23 protein-coding genes are annotated in these 24394 nt (G+C 33.8%); 8 read left to right on the top strand and 15 right to left on the bottom strand.

Going from position 1 to position 24394, the window contains the following annotated elements; translation table 11 throughout:
- Positions 1-55 precede the first annotated feature (55 nt).
- The 9 genes from L1276_RS14390 to L1276_RS14350 form a co-directional block, all read right to left on the bottom strand.
- Positions 56-1138: an efflux RND transporter periplasmic adaptor subunit gene (locus L1276_RS14390; protein WP_253788918.1), complete on the bottom strand. Its 1083-nt coding sequence runs from the start codon at positions 1136-1138 to the stop codon at positions 56-58.
- A 178-nt stretch (positions 1139-1316) separates the two neighbouring features.
- Positions 1317-1691 carry a hypothetical protein gene (locus L1276_RS14385; protein WP_253788916.1) on the bottom strand — a complete coding sequence of 125 codons (375 nt, stop codon included), beginning with the start codon at positions 1689-1691 and terminating at the stop codon, positions 1317-1319.
- 182 nt (positions 1692-1873) lie between these two features.
- The gene (locus L1276_RS14380; RefSeq protein WP_253788914.1) at positions 1874-2278 is read right to left on the bottom strand and encodes a GNAT family N-acetyltransferase; all 405 of its coding nucleotides are present in this window, start codon (positions 2276-2278) and stop codon (positions 1874-1876) included.
- 120 nt (positions 2279-2398) lie between these two features.
- Positions 2399-3016 carry a hypothetical protein gene (locus L1276_RS14375; protein WP_253788913.1) on the bottom strand — a complete coding sequence of 206 codons (618 nt, stop codon included), beginning with the start codon at positions 3014-3016 and terminating at the stop codon, positions 2399-2401.
- 159 nt (positions 3017-3175) lie between these two features.
- Complete coding sequence (locus L1276_RS14370; RefSeq protein WP_253788911.1) at positions 3176-3568, bottom strand: ACT domain-containing protein; 393 nt, start codon at positions 3566-3568, stop codon at positions 3176-3178.
- Between the two features lie 19 nt (positions 3569-3587).
- Positions 3588-4850 (bottom strand): alpha/beta hydrolase-fold protein, encoded by a 1263-nt coding sequence (locus tag L1276_RS14365; protein WP_253788909.1) that lies wholly within the window; start codon positions 4848-4850, stop codon positions 3588-3590.
- Between the two features lie 88 nt (positions 4851-4938).
- Complete coding sequence (locus tag L1276_RS14360; protein ID WP_253788907.1) at positions 4939-6810, bottom strand: M1 family metallopeptidase; 1872 nt, start codon at positions 6808-6810, stop codon at positions 4939-4941.
- A 211-nt stretch (positions 6811-7021) separates the two neighbouring features.
- Positions 7022-8602, bottom strand: a complete 1581-nt coding sequence (locus tag L1276_RS14355; protein ID WP_253788905.1) for an NADP-dependent glyceraldehyde-3-phosphate dehydrogenase — start codon at positions 8600-8602, stop codon at positions 7022-7024.
- 75 nt (positions 8603-8677) lie between these two features.
- Entirely contained in the window at positions 8678-8989 is a 312-nt protein-coding gene (locus L1276_RS14350; protein WP_053473922.1) for a rhodanese-like domain-containing protein, read from the bottom strand.
- A gap of 436 nt (positions 8990-9425) precedes the next feature.
- Here L1276_RS14350 and L1276_RS14345 point away from each other — a divergent pair, with 436 nt between their 5' ends.
- Both L1276_RS14345 and L1276_RS14340 read left to right on the top strand, forming a co-directional pair.
- Entirely contained in the window at positions 9426-10067 is a 642-nt protein-coding gene (locus tag L1276_RS14345; RefSeq protein WP_253788903.1) for a Crp/Fnr family transcriptional regulator, read from the top strand.
- 191 nt (positions 10068-10258) lie between these two features.
- Positions 10259-11044, top strand: coding sequence for a sulfite exporter TauE/SafE family protein (locus L1276_RS14340; protein WP_253788901.1), 786 nt, complete (start codon positions 10259-10261; stop codon positions 11042-11044).
- 335 nt (positions 11045-11379) lie between these two features.
- Here L1276_RS14340 and L1276_RS14335 read toward each other — a convergent pair whose 3' ends face one another.
- From L1276_RS14335 to L1276_RS14315, 5 genes are all read right to left on the bottom strand, one after another.
- Positions 11380-11802 (bottom strand): helix-turn-helix domain-containing protein, encoded by a 423-nt coding sequence (locus tag L1276_RS14335; protein ID WP_253788899.1) that lies wholly within the window; start codon positions 11800-11802, stop codon positions 11380-11382.
- A 182-nt stretch (positions 11803-11984) separates the two neighbouring features.
- A complete protein-coding gene (locus L1276_RS14330; RefSeq protein ID WP_253788897.1) occupies positions 11985-12416 on the bottom strand; it encodes a hypothetical protein in 432 nt (143 codons plus the stop codon).
- 199 nt (positions 12417-12615) lie between these two features.
- A complete protein-coding gene (gene cydB / locus L1276_RS14325; RefSeq protein WP_253788895.1) occupies positions 12616-13692 on the bottom strand; it encodes a cytochrome d ubiquinol oxidase subunit II in 1077 nt (358 codons plus the stop codon).
- Positions 13693-13694: 2 nt separating this feature from the next.
- Entirely contained in the window at positions 13695-15041 is a 1347-nt protein-coding gene (locus L1276_RS14320) for a cytochrome ubiquinol oxidase subunit I (protein ID WP_253788893.1), read from the bottom strand.
- Positions 15042-15424: 383 nt separating this feature from the next.
- On the bottom strand, positions 15425-16015 hold the full coding sequence (locus L1276_RS14315) for an HD family hydrolase (protein WP_253788891.1): 591 nt from the start codon (positions 16013-16015) through the stop codon (positions 15425-15427).
- A 176-nt stretch (positions 16016-16191) separates the two neighbouring features.
- On the opposite strand from L1276_RS14315, the gene L1276_RS14310 reads away from it, so the two are divergent.
- The 4 genes from L1276_RS14310 to L1276_RS14295 all read left to right on the top strand — a co-directional run bounded on the left by L1276_RS14310 (position 16192) and on the right by L1276_RS14295 (position 20081).
- Positions 16192-17229 carry an SMI1/KNR4 family protein gene (locus L1276_RS14310; protein WP_253788890.1) on the top strand — a complete coding sequence of 346 codons (1038 nt, stop codon included), beginning with the start codon at positions 16192-16194 and terminating at the stop codon, positions 17227-17229.
- Between the two features lie 201 nt (positions 17230-17430).
- Entirely contained in the window at positions 17431-18849 is a 1419-nt protein-coding gene (locus L1276_RS14305; protein WP_253788888.1) for a rhodanese-like domain-containing protein, read from the top strand.
- 176 nt (positions 18850-19025) lie between these two features.
- Positions 19026-19589 (top strand): YeeE/YedE thiosulfate transporter family protein, encoded by a 564-nt coding sequence (locus tag L1276_RS14300; protein WP_253789157.1) that lies wholly within the window; start codon positions 19026-19028, stop codon positions 19587-19589.
- A 12-nt stretch (positions 19590-19601) separates the two neighbouring features.
- A complete protein-coding gene (locus L1276_RS14295; RefSeq protein ID WP_253788886.1) occupies positions 19602-20081 on the top strand; it encodes a DUF6691 family protein in 480 nt (159 codons plus the stop codon).
- A 267-nt stretch (positions 20082-20348) separates the two neighbouring features.
- On the opposite strand, the gene L1276_RS14290 is transcribed toward L1276_RS14295, so the two are convergent.
- Complete coding sequence (locus L1276_RS14290; RefSeq protein WP_253788884.1) at positions 20349-21119, bottom strand: DeoR/GlpR family DNA-binding transcription regulator; 771 nt, start codon at positions 21117-21119, stop codon at positions 20349-20351.
- Positions 21120-21273: 154 nt separating this feature from the next.
- On the opposite strand from L1276_RS14290, the gene L1276_RS14285 reads away from it, so the two are divergent.
- Both L1276_RS14285 and glpK read left to right on the top strand, forming a co-directional pair.
- Positions 21274-22860 (top strand): glycerol-3-phosphate dehydrogenase/oxidase, encoded by a 1587-nt coding sequence (locus L1276_RS14285; protein ID WP_253788882.1) that lies wholly within the window; start codon positions 21274-21276, stop codon positions 22858-22860.
- A gap of 24 nt (positions 22861-22884) precedes the next feature.
- On the top strand, positions 22885-24381 hold the full coding sequence (gene glpK, locus L1276_RS14280; protein WP_253788881.1) for a glycerol kinase GlpK: 1497 nt from the start codon (positions 22885-22887) through the stop codon (positions 24379-24381).
- The last annotated feature ends 13 nt before the right edge of the window (positions 24382-24394 follow it).

The following is a 24394-nucleotide window of genomic DNA, read 5'->3' as shown; positions in this document are numbered from 1 at the left end:
ATTCTAGAATTTCAAAATAAAACTGAATACTTAAAACTGCGACTGAACACTAATTTTACTCTGCTTTCAAGCGCAGGTTATTTATTACCTTTTTAGGAGATTCAAATTCGTATTTAATTTTGTCGTTTTCTTTTACTTTCTGAACACCTTCAAGTAAGATTTTGTCATTTTCATTAAGTCCGCTTTTGATCACGTATAAATCAGGAATTTCACCTGTAATCGTTATTTCTCTTGAGCTTACTTTATCATTTTTATCAATAACAAAAACATATTTTTTATCCTGAATTTCGTAAGTAGCTTTCTGCGGAATTACAATAGCGTTTTTCAATGGAACGTTCATCTGAACTTGTCCCGTTTCGCCATTTCTAAGCAATTTCCCTGAGTTTGGGAACCTTGCTCTAAAAGCAATATTTCCAGTTTCATTGTTAAATTCGCTTTCTATAACTTCAACATTTCCTTTGTCCTTGAAAGTATCACCGTTAGCTAAAACTAAATTTACTTTGTTATCAGCACGGTCTTTGATGTTGGTTTCGTACTGAAGATATTCTGGTTCAGAAACGTTGAAGTAAGCAAACATCTGACTGTTGTCTGAAAGGCTTGTCAACAATTCGCCTTCATCGATTAAACTTCCTAATTTTAAAGGAATTCTGTCGATTGTTCCGTCAAACGGAGCTCTGATTTCTGTAAATGATAAATGAAGTTTTGCCAGCGCAACCTCAGCTTTTGCAGATTGCAATTTTGCCTGAGCTACACTTAATTCGTTTTTAGAAACGATATTTTTATCTGCCAGTAATTTTGAATTTTGTAATTCAATTTCCACTGATTTTTGTTCAGACTGTGCTTTAAGTAATTCAGCCTCATACATATTGGGCATAATTTTAAACAGCAGCTGTCCTTTTTTTACAAACTGTCCTTCGTCAACATAAATATTTTGTAAAAACCCTTTTTCCTGGGCGCGGATTTCGATATTTCGAACAGATTTAATCTGCGAAACGTATTCTTTTGTAAATGAAGTATCAATTCTAACCGGATTAGTAACCGTGAATTTTTCTGCTTCTTCTTTCTCTTCTTTTTTAGATGTACAGCTAGTTAAGCACACTAAGGCCATAAAGCCTGTGAACAAGATAATTCTTTTCATGATTTAGTTTGGAAATTAAGCGATTGAATGCTTTGGAATAAAGATTCCTTTTTGGATGATTAAATGCATCAGCCAGCCTTAGTCAGAACTTAACTTTCATATAAGAAGAAGTAAAAAAATAAATATACATCAACGAGATATGCAGATCACGACAAGGTAACCGATGTATACTTTAAAATCAAATTCTTAATACTCGTTGAGTAATATAAATAGGATTTGAATGCCCTAAGAAAGGCGTAGAAATTTTTAAACGATTGGAATCATTCGCAGCAGACTGATCTGAAAGTGCCAGATACAAAGTGTCTACCAAACTATACGAAGCAGCAAAATACTTATTCGTAAGCAAATCAGCATCATCATTTCCAAGAAGATCTTCTTCTAAATCAATATCGGCATCTTCAATAATTGAAGTTCCACGATCCTGATTTGTGAATTTAACTCTATGCTTTTGTGCAAGATGATGATTATGAGAAAAAGTATTCGCATTAAGATATTGACCTCCGCCCAGCAGAAGCAAATTCATGAATACTAGAAATACTATTATCTTTCTCATTTGGGTGCGAAAGTAGTAAAAGTATTAAAACAAAAAAAGAATTTTTAACAAGGTTTAACAGTTATATAAAACGAAAACGTTTTCATTGATTTAATATTCAACATTTTTATTAAAATATTTATTTTCTGCGACAGCCTAAAAACATATACATTTAAAAAACAAGTGTTTACATAATTTTATTCTCAAATAAAAATTTCCATTATTGTAAACTCCTGACCTGCTTTAGTAAACGTTCTAAAAGTATCTTTCATTCCGAATTTCTCATAAAACGTTTTTTTATTGTTTCGGGCGTTGCACCAGACTCTTTCTAAATCTTTATCTTTCGCAAATTGCAGAATATATTTTAAAAGATGAGAAGCTATTCCTTTTCCTTGAAACTCTTCTAAAGTGGCTAATTTTCGAAACTGCATTTCTCTGTCTTCAATAAAGCAGGAAACTATAGAAACCAATTTATTATTTTCAAAAACTCCAAAGTGAAATCCTAAATTATCTTCTTCCAGCTGTACAAATTCAAAAGACTGATTGGGCCACATCACTTCATGTCTGATGTGCCAGGTTTCTGATGCTTGAATTTCTTTAATTTCCATTTTAAAGTCTATTGATTGAAATACAAATTTATGGCTAAAAAATACTTTACAATGATTTTCAAAAACAAAAAAGGAATCTAAAATTAGATTCCTTTTTCAAAATTTTGATAGAAGTGAAGTTTAAATCGCTTTTTTATAATATACTTCCTCGTTATTTTCTGTAATTTTTTCAACTCCATTTTCTCCTTTTTTTGCAATATTAACTACATGCAAAACTTTAGATTTTTCATCAACAGTACAATTCCAAATTGTACCATCTGATAAAATAAATGCCGAATATAAAGCATCTGTTTTATCCATATTATAATAAACCAAATCTTCGGTTTTCATAAGTTTTTTAGCTTTTGTTTTACGATCTATCTCATAAAACAAAATTTTATTGTTGCCAATTTCTACTAATTCATCAACTAATTTATTCTTAAAACTGTCATTAGCATTTACTGTCCAGCTTGGCTTATCTCCAGTCATCAACCATGTTCCGTTTACTTTTTCTAAAATTTCCTTTCTTAAAATTTCTTTCAAAGTATCAACCTTTTTAATTGATTCCTGCCCTATTTCATTTTCCGGTTTAATTTTAGATGCAATTGAAAATTGGTCTAAGGCATTAATAAAATCTGATTTTTTGTAATAAGAAACAGCCAATTCATATTTATTTTTCTGAAATTTGGCTTTAGCATCATTTTGTGCAGCAATTTTCATTGAAAACAACAAAATAATAAGAATTAAATAATTTTTCATTGGTTTAAGGGTGTTTTTTTATTTTTTGCAAACGTAGTGAATAAATTTTTCTTACAAATACGCTTTCCCGTAATAAAGTATCAAAAAAAGCCAAATCTTAAAAAAAAAGATTTGGCTTTTTATTGTGATGTCAGGAAAACAGGATTGTTCCAGATGAGGTTAGTTTGAAAATGAATTTAAAATTCCCATTGCCTTTGTCATATCTTTCTTATTTACAAAAATATGATCATGATAAAATGCTGCCACAACATTGCAGCTTATTTCATGATCCGAAAGTGCTTTAGAAAAAGCTGCCGTCAATCCAACGGCTTCTAATGAAGAATGTACAGAAAGTGTAATCCAGCACATTACAACAGAATATTCTAAATTGAGTCTATCGGCAATTTCCTTTTTCAGGATCAGTGTTACAGCTTCTTCTTCTCGAAAAATCATATCAATTTCATCTAAATTCAGATTTTCTAATTTTTCGACTTTACAAAAAACATAATCTCCAGATTTGTGTTCCGGTCTCATGCTTTTAAGCAATATCTTCAAATCTTTTTCTCCCGACATTTTATATGTATTAGTTCAATTACTTTCTAAGCTTTTCTAGTTTAGCTGTTGCTTCGGCAAAATTTTTATCCAGCAGCAAAGCCTTTTCGTAGCCGGCAATGGCATTTTTCTTATCTCCGCTGGCTTCGTAAAAATCACCAAGCGAATCGTGTACATTTGGACTTTGCGGATAATTAGCCGCATTCATCTTGAATAAATAACCTGCTAATTCCATATCTTTTTTTCCAAGAGCCTGATATCCATAAGCGTTTACTGTACTTTCAGGCATGCTTACTTTATATCCTAAGTGCTTTGAAACCTCATCGTAATGTTTTTCCATTTTAGATAAAACAGCTTTATCAAAATTCATTTTTTCTGGTATTGAAAGTATCAGTTTATTGAATTTAAATATAAAACGCAGTCCATCGTATGTCGCAATTAAAGGAACAGATCCATGATCATCTTCATTATAATATTTGTATTCGTAGTTTAGATTGCTTTTTTTATTTTGTTTTAAAAAATCATTTAAGCTTAGAATAGATCGTATATGTCTTGTAAAAAGAGTTGTATCTTTTTTCACTTTTATAAGATCCATAGAATCATCCATGGTATTTGCAGCTCCTAGAAACAAAGAAATTCCTGCTAGATTTTTATTGGTTAATTTTTTAGTTGTTTCCTTTAAAAATTGATCGTGATTCCACCACATACTTGGATCAATGGCAATATAGGAATTGAACAGAAAAGTATGATTGGTTAAAATATTCATAACCGTTAATCCTCCAAAAGAATGTCCTATTAAGGTTTTGTACGGCGCCGTTGGGTATTTACCCTCAATATAAGGTATCAATTCTTTTTCTAAAAAATTGGTAAATTTTTCGCCTCCGCCAGATTGCTCGCTTAAGTTTTCAGGGACAAATGGTGGATCAACATCTGAATGTGTCGGCGTTAAATCACGGGTTCTATTTGTATTAGTAATACCTATAACAATCATTTCCGGACAATTCGTGTTTCCGTTTATTTCACTCAACTGCTCAATTATTCCAACAACTGAGCTAAAATGAGCATCGCCGTCTAATACATACACTACAGGATATTTTTGTTTGGCAAAACCCGTATTTTGAGCACTTCCAGGAAGATGCACCCAGATTTTACGATTTTCATTTAAAATCCTTGAAGAAATGCTGTCGATTGTTCCTATTTCAATTTTTGAATTATTTTGAGCAAATCCGAAATTGGCAAACACAAAAAAAACAAATAATACTATTTGTTTTTTCCTTAAAATATTCGGTAACCTTATTTTCATAATCAATTGGTTTATTTTGAATAATAGAACATTCTGTAGTATAAAAACAGCCGTCTTAAAACTAGAAAAAGACGGCTGTTGTTATTTTTTAATTAGCTGGCCAAGTATTGTTCTTTGGTGTTGCGTCTAGAAAAATTCCGCCATCAACCGTAACATTTTTAATTTGTTTTTTACTGTTAATTACTATCGAGGCTGTTTTTTGATTTTTTTCCCAAACCGCCGGCGTTTTATGTATTGTTTCTGTTGAATTATCAGTATAAACAATATTTACATCAAACGGAATGGCAAAACCTCCTTTGTTTTCTACAGAAACAATGTTTTTTGAAACTGTTTTTACAGAAATATCAATATAGTTATTGGTGAAAAACCAATTATTAAAAAACCAGTTCAGGTTTTTTCCTGAACCTGTATTCATCGAATTAAAATAATCCCAAGGAATTGGATGTTTCCCGTTCCAGGTATCCATATAATGATGAAGCGATTTTTTAAATAAATCGTCTCCCAGCATATCTTTTAAAGCTAAATAAGATAAAGAAGCTTTTCCGTAAGAGTTATTTCCATAACCCGGTCCAGAAACTTGCGTTGACATGGAGATAATCGGCTGATCTTCTTCTGTTGATAAATCGTTGATATAATGTTCAACTCTAAATTCTTTATAAAATTTATCCGCTGCTTCTTTTCCGTGTTCTGCAATCCCAATTAAATATTCAAAAGTGGTTGCCCAGCCTTCATCCATGTAAGCATAACGGGTTTCGTTGATTCCCATGAAAAACGGAAAATAAGTATGTGCGACTTCGTGATCCTGAACCAATTGAGCAAATTTTGGATCATCCATTTGTGAGTCGTTACACATCATTGGGTATTCCATATCGGCAAAACCCTGAAAAGCTGTCATTTTAGAATACGGATATGGAATTCCCGGCCAGTTATTTGAAAACCAATCTAAAGCAAACTGATTATTTTTAACCGAATTTACAAAATCAGTTCCTTTAATATCATACGCTGCCTGAACGCTGGCACGGCGATTTGTTTTTTTGTCGACCAAAACGCTGCTCGCATCCCATAAATAATGATCGCTTAAACCAAAGCAGACATCTGGAATATTATTGGCTTCAAATTTCCAGACATTCCATTCGTTTTGGTTGGTTACAATACCGCTTTTCATTTCCTTCTCGTTTGCAATATGCAGAATTTCATCGGTTAAATATGACTTTTTTAGGCGCGCGGCAAACTCTGGCTGTAAAACTTCATCTGGATTTAAGAAATCTCCAGTTGCATAAACAACATAATTTTTAGGTGCTTTTACAGAATATGTATAGTCATTAAAGTCATTATAAAATTCCTGACGATCTGTATGCGGTAATCTGTCCCAGCCATTATAATCATCAAAAACAGAAACTCTTGGATAACTGTAGGCTACAAAAAAAGTTGTTTCGTCGATTTGTCCTTCTCTCCCGCTCTCTTTTGATAAAGGATAATTCCAGTCAATATTTATTGTGACTTTAGAATGAGGTTCAATTGCTTTTTTTAATTTCACATTCCCCACTGTTCCCCAGCTTCTTGCATCTTCTTTATAAACTTCGTTATCAACTTTTAGAGCGGTAATTGTTAAACCGCTGCTCAAAAAATCATCACTTACATTACCACTTCTTGGCGAAGAGGGTTTATGCAGATTATTTACAAATCGAATCGCTAAATTTTGCAATGGCGTATTGCTATTGTTTTCGTACACAATAGTTTCAGTTCCAGAAACGATTTTGGTTTTGGCATCAACCGTAATATCCATAGTATATTTACCATGATTCTGCCAATAGTTTTTTCCGGGTTTTCCGTCTTTAGAACGAGTCCCTTTGGTGTAAGCTTCTTTAATATTTCTAGGCATGTAAAGCTCTTGTGCAAAGCCTGTTTGTGCCAAAAACAAAAAAGCTAAGAATGCAAATTGAAATAGTCTTTTTTTCATAAGCTGGTTTTTGGTTTTATTTTTAATGCTTTTTTATATAAGACCAAGTTTTTAAAATAAAGTTACATCTTTTATAAAATTAATCATTTCAAGTTATAAAAATCAAAAGCTTAATATCTCGAAATCTTAGCAGCTTAGAATCTAAAAAATAAAAACCGCCTCATTCTATAAAGAAAAAGACGGCATCTACAATTAATATATAACTTTGATACTACAAAATATAATCGGTGTTTATAAAATTCGATTCTTTGCTGTTTAGCAATTCCTGCAGAATTTCATTATTATAAGCGATATCTTTTGAAGCGACAAACGTACGAATTGAGAAAGAGCGCAAAGCATCTGGAATACTTAATGTTCCTACCGCAGAATCTTTACGACCTGTAAATGGGAAAGCATCCGGACCTCTCTGGCAAGAACTGTTTAAGTTTACACGGCACACTAAGTTTACCAAAGCATCAATAAGCGGTGCCAAAGTCTTAATATCTTTTCCAAACAAACTTACCTGCTGTCCATAATTAGATTCGGCCATATCTTCTAAAGGTTCCTGAATATCTTTGAAAGAAATAATTGGAACGACAGGACCAAATTGTTCTTCGTGATACACACGCATTTTGCTGTTTACCGGATATAAAACGGCTGGAAAAATATAATTTTCTGAATGTTTTCCACCTTTTTCGTTCAGGATTTCTGCGCCTTTGCTTGTTGCATCGTCAATTAATCCCTGAATATAATTTGGTTTTTCAGTTTCTGGAAGCGGCGTTAAAGACACACCTTTTTCCCACGGATTTCCAAATTGTAAAGCATCTACTTTTTCAGAGAATCTTTTGTTAAATTCTTCTCTAATTGATTCGTGAACGTATAATACTTTTAAAGCCGTACAACGCTGTCCGTTAAAAGACAAAGTTCCCGTGATACATTCCTGAATAGCCAAATCTAAATCGGCATCCGGAAGAATAATTGCCGGATTTTTAGCTTCAAGACCTAAAATTAAACGAAGTCTGTTTTTATTTGGATGCTGATCCTGTAAAGCAATCGCCGATTTACTGTTTCCAATTAATGCCAAAACATCAATTTTACCAGATTTCATAATTGGCGAAGCTACTTCACGTCCTCTTCCGTAAACAATATTGATTACCCCTTTTGGAAAACTGCTTCTAAAAGCTTCTAATAATGGTGAAATACATAAAACACCATGTTTAGCAGGTTTAAAAATCACGGTATTCCCCATAATCAAGGCCGGAATCAATAATGAAAAAGTTTCATTTAAAGGATAATTGTAAGGTCCAAGACACAAAACAACTCCAAGAGGTCCGCGGCGAATCATGGCATTTACACCCTGTACTTTTTCAAAATGCGAACTGCGTCCGTTTAATTCTTTATAACTGGCAATGGTATCATAAATATATTCAACGGTTCTGTCAAACTCTTTTTGCGAATCACCAAGGTTTTTTCCAATCTCCCACATCAAAAGTTTAACTACTTCTTCGCGGGTTTCTTTCATTTGGGTAACGAAATTCTCCATGCATTTAATACGGTCAGCCACTTTCATGGTTGGCCATAAACCTTGTCCTTTATCATAAGCCGCATTTGCTGCTTCAACAACTTCTGCTGCTTCTGCATCGGCCATGAACGGAATAGATCCTAATAATGTAGGCGTATATTTTTCTGTAGAAGAAATAGTCGAAAATACAGGTGTAGTCTGCCCTGTCCATTGTTTTAACTCTCCATTTACAAGGTAAGTATCTTGGTTTATAAGCGATTTAATTTCAAATTCTTCGGGTATTAAACTCATAATCTGGTAATTTTTGTTTGGTTATTAATAGTGTTTTTAATGAAAAAAGAGGCTTTTTCCGCCTCTTTTTCATTTTTATGGTTGCACAGTTTCGCCTTCCCAGTCCAGTATACCGCCAAGTAAATTGTAGGCATTCTCTATACCTAACTCATTCATTACCTGACATGCTTTAGCGCTTCTGGCTCCAGAACGACAATACACATAGTAGTTTTTATTTTTATCTAATTCCTCTATTTCATAAATAAAACCCTGACCTTTATTGATATCAATGTTTAAAGCATTTTCAATGTAGCCGTCATTAAATTCGTCTTCAGTTCTTACGTCCAGTATAACTGCATTCTCGTCAGCAGCAAGCTGATTAACCCAATCTTCTTGTGATAAATTCATAATATGTGTTTTTTGTAAAATTACGACGTTTCTATTAATTAAAAACGTACCAAATGCGATTTCGATTATTATTCTCAGAAAACGTTTTAGAGAAACTATTATAATCAGTGATTTACAAATTTACTTACTATTTTTAAAAATATAGTCTGCAAAATCGATAGAAAATAGGATTTTTTCATTTACATAAAAATCAACTCAAATATACTTTTCTGCTAATTAATATTATCTGAATCCATTATCTTTACAACAAATTATAATTTTTAATCTCTTTTTGATAAAATGTTTTCCTCCAATTATACGGATGATTTATGCTAAAATTTATTTTGCTACAGATTAAAAGATTATAATGATAAAAAATATTCGCCAAGAATTACACAAATTTTCACGAATTGATTTGTGTAAATTCGTGTAATTCTTGGCAAAAAAAATATAATAAATGCAAAATTCATTAAAAACCATCTTTCCTAGTTTTTCCAGCGAACTTATTGCGACTATTGAAGAAAACGGAAGCCATCAGGATTTTGAAACCGGAACTATTTTAATGCGCACCGGACAGTACATTAAAAACACGGTTTTGATAACTAAAGGTAAAATCAAAATTTATCGCGAAGGCGAAGATGGGGGCGAATTTTTAATGTATTATTTACAACCCGGACAAGCCTGCGCCATTTCGATGATTTGTACTGCCAAAAGCGAAAAAAGCCAAATTATGGCAAAAGTGGTTGAAGATGTTTCGGTAATGATGATTCCGCTGCAAATGATGGACAAATGGATGATGGAACACAGATCGTGGTACGAGTTTGTAATCGAAACCTACCGAAGCCGTTTTGAAGAAGTCCTTGAAGTTGTCGATAATATCGCTTTCAGATCTATGGACGAACGTTTGGAATTTTACTTAAAAAGACACTCTGATGCCTGCGGCTGTTCTGAAGTTAATCTTTCGCATCAGGAAATCGCAACCGAATTAAATACTTCCAGAGAAGTTGTTTCAAGATTACTAAAAAAAATGGAACAACGAGGTTTGGTTAAACTCAACCGAAACCAGATTGAATTATTAAACACGAATTACTCTAATTAATACTACGTTTTTCATTTAACCATTAAGACATTAAGGTAATTAAGCAGTGGTGCTTGATTTTCTTAGTTACATTGAGAAAATGAAGATTAATTAACTTAATGTCTTAATGGCAAAAACTATTTAAGACTTCTGTGATAAATGTTACTGTAGGTTTCTAATTTCCGAACCAACTTTGCATAAAAACAAATGCAATGGAATATTTAGGATATTTTGCCTCAATCATAATCGGGATTTCTCTTGGCTTAATTGGCGGAGGCGGTTCTATTCTTACGATTCCTATTTTGGTATATTTATTTAAGGTAAATCCAGATCAGGCAACTTCATACTCTTTATTTATTGTTGGATTAACCGCATTATTTGGGAGTTACAGCCATTACAAAATGGGAAATCTAAAACTAAAATCAGCATTGTATTTTGCCATTCCTTCAGTAATTTCAATTTTGATCATACGCGAAGTTATTTTCCCTCAAATTGCAGCAACACTTTTCTGCGTTGCATCTTATACTGTTTCAAAAGATTTCCTAATTATGATTGTCTTTTCGGTTTTGATGATAATGGCGGCGATTTCGATGATCAAAAAAAATCAACCCGAAATAAAAAGCACCGAAACTAATTATATACAATTGAGCTTAATTGGATTCTTAGTCGGGATTGTAACGGGATTTCTGGGAGCCGGAGGCGGATTTTTAATTATTCCGGCACTTTTGTTCTTTGCTAATTTACCAATGAAACAAGCCGTTGGAACCTCATTATTAATCATTACCATTAATTCTTCGATAGGTTTTGGAGGCGATTTATACATTGGAACTCCAATCGATTATACTTTTTTATTAGGCGTTTCAGGAATGGCACTTCTGGGAATGTTTATTGGAAGCCAGCTTTCTAAAAAAATCGACGGAACAAAATTAAAACCACTTTTTGGATGGTTTGTTCTCGTAATGGGATTTTATATTATTACAAAAGAGGTTTTATTCTAGAATTTACAACATCACACAGATTCAGCAATTTGTGTAGATTTTTAAATATTTTCAATTTAGTTCACTTGTAGAGTAATCTTTGTCAAGGTTTTAAACTTTGACAAAGGTGAAACTAAAAAATCCATTTATTTTGAAAAATAAACGGACTTGTATTTTTTAAATAATTTCAACACATAGAAACATAGATTTAGCACTTTCAAAAAAGGCGTTTCACTTATTTAATGTTAGAAACATGTTTCTTTTTATATTCTTTTACACATAATAAAACCTATGTTTCTATGTGTTAAATGTTTTTTTTTATTAATGATAGCCAACTTGATTAAAACTTAAAGTTTTTATTTTTCTTTATTCAATAGCTTTTCTAGATATTCTACTTTTTCTTTTTCAGCCTGAACTAATTCTTTTTCAGCCAAAACCAAACGCTCATAAAGTTCGATTACTTTATCTAAAGGATTGAAAGTAGCATTCATACCTTGATTAAAACTATTTCCTTGACTTGAACTATTATCATAAAAGTTATTGAAGAAGTTAAAAACAGATTCTTCTGTAAAATTTTCAATAGCTTCTACCGTCACGCCAAGTGCTTTTGCAATTTGCACCAGTTTTTCAAAATCGACCGTTTCGCTGGTTTCAATGCTTGAAATAGTCTGCTGGTTTGTGCCAATAGCATCAGCAAGCGCTCCTTGTTTCATACCGCGAAGCTCTCTAATTCGGCTGATATTTCGGCCAATATTTTTGGGTCTGTTTAATGTACTCATAATTCAAAGATATTTAAAATTCTTTAAAATTTTCTGTTTTGGTAAAATACAAATCCAACTTTGTAAAATACAATTTCAGAAGATTTTCAAACCAACAAAAATACAATTTTTCGGACAAGAAAGATTTTTTAATGGCGTTTCCTTCGGCCGGACTTATTTCCGCTTCTATCCCTAACGCAAAATTAGATTATAAACTTTTCAGGTTTTAAACCTTTTAATCGTATTACTGTATCTACAGCATTAATCAATCCTATTGAAGCTTTACCTGTTTCCATTTGAAAATCATAGCTTGTACCAGAAATATCAATTATTCTAAAAAACGATAATTCAGACTTGTTAATCTGCCCTTTAAAGTTTCCGTAACTAATTTTACTTATATCTTCAAAACATACAATATGTATTTCATTTTTTCTTTCAATTATACGGCGGGTCGTAATAATTGTTTTAGCAATTGGACTGCTAATTTGAAAAATTGGAAACTCATTATTTTCAAGATCAAATTCAACAGATTTATTTGCTAGATGAATTTTAGAATAAATCCATTCTTCTGGATTCATTACTTTTCTACAAATAGCTGCAATTACAATATTTTTAATCGATATATCGGTTTTCATTTCTTCTAATTAATTGCCTCCAGCTTTAGCTGGAGGTAAACAAATTTATATAAAAAAGGCTTTAGCCAAATTATAGAGTTTGGCTAAAACCCTGATTAATATTTACAAAAAACCTCCAGTTAAAACTGGAGGCAATTGATTTTATATCAGCATAAAAATTGAATTCGTGAAAATTTGTGCAATTCGTGGCAAACAAAACTCAATGTTCCCCATACCCAATATCATCCATTTTACCGCTAAAAACGCGATATTGAATAATAAAGTAAATAATTACAAGAAACAAAGCGATAAAAAACCAGCTCAATCCGGCGTTTAATCCGTATTCGTGAGCGGCGGTGTTGTAAATTGTTAACGACGGATTTACTTTATTCGTTGATGGCAGAACATTTGGAAAAATCGAAACCGCTGTTGAAGCAAAACCTCCAACTAAAAATAAAGTCGAGAATATAAATCCTTGTCCGTCTTTTTTAAAGGAACGCACTTTAAATAAGCCGGCAATTCCAACGAAAGTTAAAAGCGGAAAAAACCACAAAATAGGATTTTCGACAAAATTATGAAACGGTTTTGGCTCAATAAAATGCCAGATTTGCAAGGATATACAAACTAAAACCAGTAAAACGATATTTAAGGCAAAAACCACTTTTTTTAGCTTTGGATTCAAAGATGAATTTGTTTTATAAATAATCCAGTTCGCACCGTGAATTGTTAAAGCGACAACACTTACAATTCCTAAGAAAAGTGTAAACCAGTCGATAATTCCCAATTCATCTGCCTGCGGACTAAAAGTAGGATTCCATAAAGGCAGAAAGAAAAAGTGTGCTTCCTGAGTCGAAACGCCATTTTGCACCATTCCGAGATTGACACCGCGAACAATATTTCCTAAAGCAATCCCAAAGAAAAGTGCCAAAAGTAAACTCGCAATCCCAAAAGCTTTATCCCAAATCGATTCCCACATTGCGTTATGAATCTGCCCGCGCATTTCAAGTCCGATAGCACGGAAAATCAAAAGCCACAAAATCATAATCAAAGGCAGGTAAAAACCGCTGAAAGAAGAAGCATACAAAGTAGGGAAAGCAAAAAATAAAACGCCTCCGCCTGCAATAAGCCAAACTTCATTGGCATCCCAAAACGGACCAATAGCGCTTGTAATTGCTTTTTTATCTTTTTCTGTATCAGCAAAAAATAAATGAATAATTCCTGCTCCAAAATCGTAGCCGTCTAAAACCAGATAAACAGCCAGAATTCCCATTAAAACTACGTACCAAAAAAATTCCATATTTATATTTTTTCTGATGAAAGGTCTACATTATGAGGCCCTTTATTAATAATTTTTCCAATTAAAAGCAAAAACAACATTCCAAGTAAAAGGTATAAACCAATAAAACCAAGCAATGTAAACAAGGTATTTCCTGACGAAACCGTTGGCGAAGCGCCGGCTGCAGTCCGCATTAAATTGTAAACCAGCCACGGCTGTCTTCCTAATTCGGCCGTGTACCAGCCCGTTGTATTGGCTATGTACGGAAATGGCATCATAAACATTAAAGACCATAAGATCCATTTGGTTTCAAATAATTTCCCTCTAATTAATTGGAAAAGCGAAAGTACCATCAGCCCAATAAAAACCGTTCCAAGTCCAACCATAATATGATAGGCATAATATAATCCTGAAATATTGGTTGGATGCAGATCTTCTTCAAACTGATCTAAACCTTTGATTTCCTGTTCCCAGTTTCCGTAAGTCAGGAAACTTAAAATATTAGGAACGGCAATTTTATTATCGAGTTTTTTATCTTTTACATCGGGCTGTCCTATTAAAACAATTTCAGAACCTTTTTTCTCGGTATGAAAAATCCCTTCCATTGCAGCAAAAGTTACAGGCTGATATTTTACAACATTTTTTGCCAGTAAATCTCCTGTAGGAACCGCTACAATAACACTCGAAATCAATCCGAAGATAACTCCTGTTTTTAGGAACAATTTCCCAAAAGAAACATTTTTCTGACTCAAAATGTAAAAAGCACCAATTCCTGCTACAACAAACGAACTTGTTACTAAAGAAGCGGCCTGATTGTGTAAATAAGAAGGCCAAAGCCAAGGATTAAGGAATAAAGCCTGAAAATTAGTCAGCACAAATTTTCCGTTTTCGAGGATTTCATATCCAACAGGATTCTGCATCCAGGAATGTGTAGCAATAATTAAATAACCACTGGCCCAGGAACCAATCATGATTAATAATCCGGTTACAAAATGCCATTTATGCCCAAGGAGTTTTTCTCCAAATAAAAATAACCCCAGAAAAGAAGATTCGAGGAAGAAAGAAAACATTCCTTCCATTGCAAGCGTCTGGCCGATAATTCCTCCGGTTAATTCAGAGAATTTTGCCCAGTTGGTTCCAAACTGAAATTCCATCGGAATTCCGGTTACCACGCCCATTGCAAAATTGAGGGCGAAGATTTTCATCCAAAAATGGGTGGCGTGATTGTATTGTTCGTTTTTAGTTTTTAAGTATTTCCATTTGAAGTAAACAATGATGAGGGAAAGACCCATTGTAAGCTGCGGAAAAAGATAATGAAAAGTAATGGTGAAGGCGAATTGCATTCGGTCATAAAAGAGCATTTCTTCCATAAGTGGTAATTTGTTTATGAAGTTCCACAAATTTAACCATTAGAACCCGAATTAGCCTCCTTTAAAAAAAGTTTATCGCCCTATATTTGTTAAACTTTTCAACAATTTGAAAAGTAAATTTCACACTTATCATTTTTGAGTTACGTACAGTTTATCATTTCGACCTAAGGGAAGAACCTTCGCAAGAAGCTATACAAAGATTTGACTTTCGTTACGGAGTTACTTATGAAGGTTCTTCCCTTAGGTCGAAATGACAAAATTGCGTATAGATTTGCGCATTTAAACATAGCTCGTGTTTGAAACCACGGGAACACAATGCATATCATGATACGTTTCCTGCGGTTAAAACCGCAGTCTATGTTTTATTATGTGGTTATGTTCGATTATTTTTTTAGAATTCCTTTTTCAACGCTTTCGTTAATCAAACCTTCGGCGTAATTCCATATCGATTCTGAACCATTTTTAATAATGCTTTTCTTTTCGTAGACTTTATCATATTTTACTCCAAATTCTTTCCAGGTACCGCCATTATTAGAGGTATTCTGTAATAAAGGTTCTAATCTGTCCATCGATCTGGCAAATTTAGCTTCGTTGGTTTCTCCAGCCTCAAATTCTTCCCAAATGACAATAAAATCTTCGGCTTGATTTTTAGGCAGTAAACCAAAAATTCTGTTTGCAGCTAAACGCTCTTCATCTGTATTATCATGACTTTTTACTGTATCGTAAATAAAAACGTCTCCAGCATCGATTTCTACAATATCGTGTATCAAAACCATTTTTACGACTTTTAAAACATCAATGGGTTCATTTGAATGTTCTGCTAAAACAATCGCCATTAAAGCCAAATGCCAGCTGTGTTCAGCATCATTTTCACATCGATCGCTGTTAAAAAGCTTCGTTTTTCTCTGAATATATTTTAATTTATCAATCTCTTTTATAAAAGCAATTTGATTCAATAAATCTTCTGTGTTCATATAACTGATTTTAGACACTGCAAATTTACAAAATACAGCCACAAAGCATTCTATTCTTTTAAGTTAATTAAGTACGTGTTATTTTGGACATATTAAACTTTCGCTAAAATTCAACTTAAAGAACTTCTGCCTATTTATTTTCTTTTAATTTTATCAATGCTTGAAAAAACAATACAATGGCAAAGACAATTATACAATTTGAAGAAAGTTTATTTACAGAAACGGATGGAAGTAAATTCAACAAAACAAAAGATAAACTAATAAAAAGCTTTTCTGAAACCGACAGAGAAAAAACAATTGAGATTTTGATGGAGTATTCAAGAACCGGAAGTATGCTGCATTGGAGAAATTTTCTACTCACGGACATTCTTGAAATGGTAAAAGAAAATGAAACACAATATGCCGATTTCTTTCAATATACGATTACCAAACCAGAACTAACCTATTGGGGAATAGACGGGCTTATTAAAGTATTGGGCAAAAAATCATATGCTTCTGTGATTAAACTAGTTTTAGATGAAACTTTATCAATAGAAACCCGTGCAAAAGCAATTAAAAGTATTGCTGTTTACAGTAAACAACCATTTGATCGTGATTTACCAAAAGATCCCGGTTATTGGAAAATTGAAAATTTTAGAATTGATGAAATATTAAACTGGCAAAAACAAGGTTTTAAAGAAGGTGTTGGTTATGAAAAACCTGCGATTCACCCGAGCTTAAAAAATCCAAAAACTGAACTTGAAAAAGCAGTTTCAAAACTAGATGCCTTTCTCGAAAAAGAAAGAGAAGAAGATCAGGATTTATCAAACCCTTCAAATTGGCTTGTTATTGCCAGCGAAAACCAAATAAATGAAATAGAGAAAAAATGGACTTTACCAGAAAATTATCTTCTATTCTTAAAAAATTTCTCGCCTGTAAATGTTTTTATTGATAACGATACTTTTTTTCAGGGATTAACCTTGTATGGTGCATCTGATTTAATAAAAAACCAATCTGGATATTCATTAAATGGAATTACAGGGGAAGTTTTTAAAGACTGGCCTGCAAATTATATTGTCATTGCAGATTCTGGTGCCGATCCCTTTTGTATAGATATTGCAGACATTACTATTAATGACGCACCAGTTTACTCCAGTATGCATGGTGCAGGCGAATGGGAATTTGAAAAATACGCTGACTCGTTTGTTGATTTTTTAAAAGTTATCACAGAATAATCTTTTTTTTAAACAGAAAATGATAATCGTAATATAGAAAATACAGGGTTTAACTTTATTGCTGCCCATTAAATTAACTTAAACATTTTATATGCCCAATATCTGTTTTTTACACAAAAACCAAATTTCTGTAACATTAGTCACCTATTTTAATAAAAAACAAAGTTACCTTTGTATCCCATTATTTTTACAACACGTATCATGAAAATAGAACAAATTTACACCGGATGCCTAGCGCAGGGTGCCTACTATATAACTTCAAACGGCGAAGCGGCAATTATTGATCCGCTTAGAGAAATTCAACCGTATTTAGATCGTTTAGAACGCGACAACGTTACATTGAAATACATTTTTGAAACGCATTTTCACGCTGATTTTGTTTCCGGACACGTAGATTTAAGCAAAGAAACAAAAGCACCAATCGTTTACGGACCAAATGCTGCCTGCGAGTTTGACTGTGTTTCTGCAAAAGACGGACAGGAATTTAAAGTTGGAAAAACAACCATTAAAGTTTTGCATACTCCGGGACATACCATGGAGAGTACTACTTTTTTGCTTATTGATGAAAACGGAAAAGACCACGCTATTTTTTCTGGAGATACTTTATTTATTGGCGATGTAGGCCGTCCGGATTTAGCACAAAAAGCTTCTGGAATGACTCAGGATCAATTAGCCGGAATTTTATTTCATTCTTTGAGAGATAAAATCATGACTTTGGCCGATGACGTAATTGTTTATCCAGCGCATGGCGCCGGAAGTGCCTGCGGAAAAAACATGAGTAAAGAAACAGTTTCGACTATTGGAAATCAAAAAGCAACAAATTATGCTTTGAGAGCCAATATGTCTGAAGAAGAATTTATAAAAGAAGTAACTGACGGTTTATTGCCTCCTCCAGCCTATTTCAGCATGAATGTTGCCATGAACAAACAAGGCTACGAAAGCTTCGAAACAGTTTTGCATAACGGAATGAAGTCTATTAAAGCAGAAGAATTTGAGGCTGTCGCCGAAGAAACCGGAGCTTTGATCTTAGATACACGTAAAAGCGGTGATTTCGCAAAAGGATTTATTCCGCAGTCCATTAACATTGGAATCAACGGCGATTTTGCACCGTGGGTTGGAACTTTAATTGGAGACGTAAAACAGCCTATTATATTAGTAACCGAAGCCGGCTTAGAAGAAGAAACCGTTACGCGTTTAAGCCGTGTAGGTTTTGACTCCATCATTGGACATCTTGAAGGTGGTTTTGAAGCTTGGCAAAAAGCAGGTTTTGAAATTGATACCGTAAACAGAATTTCAGCAGAAGAATTTGCCGGAAAATTTAATATCAAAGAAGATAAAGTTATTGATGTTCGTAAGGAAACGGAATATGAAGCAGAACATATCGAAGATGCTTACAGCAAACCTTTAGCTTATATAAATGACTGGGTAAAAGACATAAACCCAAATGAACATTTTTTCCTGCATTGTGCCGGCGGTTACCGCAGTATGATTGCAGCTTCGATTTTACAGGCACGAGGTTTTAGAAATTTCAGCGAAGTTGACGGTGGTTTTGGAGCTATTGCAAAAACCGAAATTCCAAAATCAGATTTTGTCTGCCAAAGCAAAGTCTTAAAAGCATAAACATTGATTATACATTTTACCGTATAAGTAATATAAGTTCATTTTTAGTTTGGAAATTATTTAAAGTCCTCTGCTTATATTTGCTTGAATTACTTAAGTTATATAAAAAAATTTAAACGCAAGCTTATAATTCCTTATATGGTAAAAAACATTTAATTTTAAAGTAAAACATGAACATAATAGAAATTTTAAAAGAACCTTGGCCTTGGTATGTTTCGGGCCCGTTAATTGGATTAACTGTTCCCGTTTTATTAATCATCGGAAATAAATCTTTCGGGATTAGTTCTTCCCTTCGTCATATTTGCGCGGCTTGTATTCCAGCAAATATTTCGTTTTTTAAATACGACTGGAAAAAAGAAAGTTGGAATTTATTCTTTGTTTTCGGAATATTTCTTGGCGGTGTTATTGCCTCTTATTTCCTGTCTAATCCTAATCCGGTACAAATTACGCCAGAACTTTCAGCGCAATTAGCAGAATACGGAATTACAGATCATTCTGGATTAGTTCCCGCTCAGTTATTTTCATGGGAAAGCTTATTAACGCTACGCGGATTCATTATGATTGTCGTGGGCGGATTTTTAGTTGGTTTTGGAACTCGTTATGCCGGCGGATGTACCAGCGGACACGCCATTATGGGGATTTCAAATTTACAATGGCCTTCAGTGATAGCTACAATCTGTTTCATGATTGGCGGTTTTGTAATGTCACTTTTGATTTTACCATATATTCTTTCACTTTAAAAATTCCCAAACATGAGTAATTTAGAAAATAAAAATACCGACAGCGAAGGAATCAACGCAAGTCATAAGAAAGAAACAGCATTCGCAAACCTTAAATATTTAATTATTGGAATTCTTTTCGGGATTGTATTCGTAAAAGCCGAAATCATCAGCTGGTTTCGTATTCAGGAAATGTTTCACCTCCAGTCTTTCTTTATGTATGGCGTAATTGGAAGTGCAGTTGCAGTTGGTGTAATATCTGTTTTTATCATTAAAAAATTCAACATTAAAACACTTCAGGGCGAAAAAATCGAAATTCAGCCAAAAACTTTCAACAAAGGCCAAATTTACGGTGGCTTGCTATTTGGTTTTGGATGGGCAATTACCGGCGCTTGTCCTGGGCCTCTATTCGCTCAAATTGGAACTGGAGCCACTGTTATCGTAGTTACTTTATTAAGTGCCATTGCCGGAACCTGGTTTTATGGATTAATAAAAGATAAACTGCCTCATTAATTTTTTTTATCAGGTTTTAAAGTTTCAAGCTGTCTAACTAAAACCGATATGAGATTTAAAACAAAATACAGCATATAACAATCTGGGCGTGCCACCATCCAGATAAAAGGGCTAATTCACTTTATGCTCATTCGCCCTTTTATCAGGATGCTGTCGGGCTATCCACACTGCTTCGGCAGTCAGCTCCTATCCCTCACGCGAGCAAACAAACAAATGCTAATTTCAAAACTTCTCAGGTTTCATTTTGTTTCGATTTACAACACACCACTATTTTGATGCAATTATAACCTCTATTCCTATTTCTTCCAGTTTCGTTTTAGTTTCAGTATCGATACCATCATCTGTAATCAAAACATCAATCTTATCCAAATTACATATTTTACCAAAGCCCCTAACATTCATTTTTGTAGAGTCTACAAGAACAATCACTTTTTCCGAAACCGAAATCATCACTTGATTTAAATGCGCTTCCAAAGCATTCGAAGTGCTTAACCCGAAATCCAAATGAAGACCATCAGCACCTAAAAACAGTTTATTACAAGAAAACTGATTCAATATCGACTCTGAAATTGGCCCTATAACCGAATTTGAACTTTTGCGAACATCGCCTCCCAGCTGTATTGTATCTACATTGGTTTCCTTACTTAATTCTAAAGAAACTTTTAACGAAGGTGTAAGAACAGTTAATTTCTGAAACCCAGAAATAATTTGTGCTAAGTATTGAATATTAGATCCAGAACCTAATATTATGTAATCAAAATTATTAATATACTTTAAAGCCTCTTTCGCTATCTCCTTTTTTTGCTCAACCTGCAGTCCTTCTTTATCACTTAAATCTCTTTCAAAAGCATAAATAGGCTGTTTACTTGCGCCTCCATGAGTACGATGCAGTAAGTTTTCACTTTCTAAAAAGGTTAAGTCTTTCCTTATAGTTACAGTTGAAACATTCAGGATTTCACATAATTCAGCCACATTCACATGTCCTTTTTTATCCAGCTCTTTAAGTATTTCCTCTTGTCTTTTGTTTATAATAACCATGCTAACCTAATAATATTAAGATTTTTCAAAGTCTAAATGTACGACAAAAAATAATTCCAAAAAAACCTTACTTAGTCATTGTTGTTTCGTTTTGTTTCGTTAATTTTGTTATTAGAAAACAAATCTTACAAAAACAAACAAAAAGAAACACCATATGAAACGTTCAGAACAGGTATCGAAACTAAAAAGCACTGAAAAATGGGATGTTATAATAATAGGAGGCGGAGCGAGTGGTTTAGGAACTGCCCTTGATGCAGCAAGCAGAGGCTACAAAACAGTTTTAGTCGAAGCGGTAGATTTCGCAAAAGGAACTTCCAGCAGAAGCACAAAATTAGTTCATGGAGGAGTACGTTATTTAGAACAAGGAGATGTCCATTTAGTAAAAGAAGCACTTAAAGAAAGAGGATTAATGGCCAAAAATGCAGGACATCTGGTTAAAAATCAATCTTTTGTAATTCCTAATTACAATTGGTGGGGAGGCTATTTTTATACCATAGGCTTAACTATTTATGATTTATTAGCCGGCCGTTTAAGTTTGGGGCGTTCAAAATACATTTCGAAGAAAAAAACAATAGAAATGCTTCCCAACGTAGAAGAAAAAGGTTTAGTAAGCGGTGTTATTTATCATGACGGACAATTTGATGATTCTCGCTTAGCCATTAATATCGCTCAAACTGCTGCCGAAAAAGGAGCTTGTATTTTGAATTACTCAAAAGTTGTAAACTTACTTAAAGACGATAAAAATCAAGTTACAGGCGTACAGGTAATCGATCAGGAAACAGGTGAAAAATATGATTTAAAAGGATCTGCCATCATTAATGCAACTGGCGTTTTTACAAATGCTATAATGAAACTAAACGATACGGTTTATAAAAAATATATCGTTCCGAGTCAGGGAATTCATCTGGTTTTTGATAAATCATTTTTACCCGGTGATCATGCCTTGATGATTCCAAAAACAAGTGACGGCAGAGTTTTGTTTGCAGTACCGTGGCATAATCGAATTGTAGTAGGAACAACAGATACCTTAATCAAAAAACACAGCTTAGAACCTATTGCATTAGAAAGCGAAATTGAATTTGTACTCGAAACTGCCCAACGTTTTTTAGCAAAAAAACCAACCAGAGCCGACGTTTTATCTGTTTTTGCAGGTTTACGTCCTTTAGCCGCTCCAAAAGAAGAAGGAAAAAGCACAAAAGAAGTTTCCAGAAGTCATAAAATAATTGTTTCAGAAACTGGATTAATAACTATAACCGGAGGAAAATGGACTACGTACAGAAAAATCGCTGAAGACATTATAGATAAAGCTATTAAAATACGAAAAATACCAGCAAAAGAATGCATTACAGAACACCTTGCCATTCATGGAAACAAAGCCACTACAACATTAGATCGAAACAATCATTTGTATATCTATGGGTCTGATATTCCGCAAATAATAGAATTACAGCAAAAAGAACCTGAATTAAACGAAAAAGTACATCCTGATCACGAATTTACAATGGCCGAAGCCGCCTGGGCTATCCGTTATGAAATGGCAAGAACCGTAGATGATATTTTAGCAAGACGTGTTCGTTTATTATTCTTAGATGCCAGAGCGGCAATTGAGTCTTCTGAAAAAATAGCGCGATTACTAGCCAAAGAATTAGGACATAACGAAGAATGGATACATAAAGAAATCTCAAATTTCAGAGAAATCTCAAAAGGATTCCTTTTAAAAGAATTTCAATACAATCATTAATTATATTTAAAGTACAAACAAATCATGCAAAATAAATTAATACTAGCTCTTGATCAGGGAACAACATCTTCCAGAGCTATTGTCTTCAACCATGAAGGAGAAATCGTAAGTATATCTCAAAAATCTTTTGAACAAATTTTTCCTAAACCAGGATGGGTAGAACACGATCCTAACGAAATTTGGTCCTCACAAATTAGCGTAGCTGCCGAAGTAATTGCAAAAGTAGGAATATCAGGAAGAGAAGTAGCCGCGATTGGCATAACCAATCAGCGCGAAACAACTATTGTATGGGATAGAGAAACAAGCGAACCAATCTACAATGCGATTGTTTGGCAGGACCGAAGAACTGCAAAATATTGCGACGAATTAAAAGATCAGGGTTATACTGAAATGATTCAGAAAAAAACAGGTCTAATTCTAGATGCTTATTTTTCGGGAACAAAAGTTAAGTGGATTTTGGATAATGTTCCAGGAGCCCGCGAAAAAGCAGAACAAGGAAAACTTTGTTTTGGAACTGTTGATACCTGGCTGATATGGAAACTTACACGAAGTAAACTTTTCATGACTGATGTTTCAAATGCCAGCAGAACCTTGTTATTCAATATTCATACTTTGGAATGGGACAATGAATTATTAGAATTGTTTGATATCCCGAGGGCAATGCTTCCCGAAGTAAAAGAAAGCAGTGCTATTTATGGAGAAACCAGCACTACTCTATTTGCAACAAAAATTCCAATTGCGGGCGTGGCAGGAGATCAGCAAGCTGCACTTTTTGGACAATTGTGCACAAGTTCGGGAATGGTAAAAAACACTTATGGAACCGGCTGTTTCATGTTAATGAACACAGGCGAAAAACCAATTCTTTCAACAAACAATTTATTGACTACAATTGCCTGGAAAATTAACGGAAAAACAACCTACGCATTAGAAGGCAGCGTTTTTGTTGGAGGCGCGGCTGTACAATGGCTGAGAGATGGAGCAAAAATGATTAACACCTCTCAAGAAATCGAGGCTTTGGCTGCTACTGTACCAGATAATGGCGGCGTTTACTTTGTTCCTGCACTGACTGGTTTAGGAGCCCCGCATTGGGATCAATATGCCAGAGGTGCAATCTTTGGAATTACCAGAGGAACAAAAGATGCACATATTGCCCGAGCAACTTTAGAAGGAATTGCATATCAGGTAAATGATTTAGTAAAAGCAATGGAAGCTGATTTTGGAGATAAAGGAAAAGAATTAAGAGTAGACGGCGGCGCCGCAACAAATGATTTGTTGATGCAGTTTCAGTCGGATATTTTTGAAAAAACAGTTACAAGACCAAAAACACTTGAAACAACGGCATTAGGCGCAGCATATTTAGCCGGACTTGCCGTAGGATATTGGAAAAGTTTAGATGACTTAAAAGAACAATGGATTATTGATAAAGTGTTTTCTCCTAAAATGGAAACAACAAAAGTAAATATGCTTGTAAAAAACTGGAATAAAGCAGTTAGCAGAGCATCTCAATGGATTGAAGAATAATAAAAAAAATAAT

This window comes from Flavobacterium sp. HSC-32F16, from assembly GCF_024171645.1.
Lineage (GTDB): Bacteria > Bacteroidota > Bacteroidia > Flavobacteriales > Flavobacteriaceae > Flavobacterium.
Note: the sequence above shows the minus strand (reverse complement) of the source record. Positions and strands in the feature narration are given on the sequence as shown.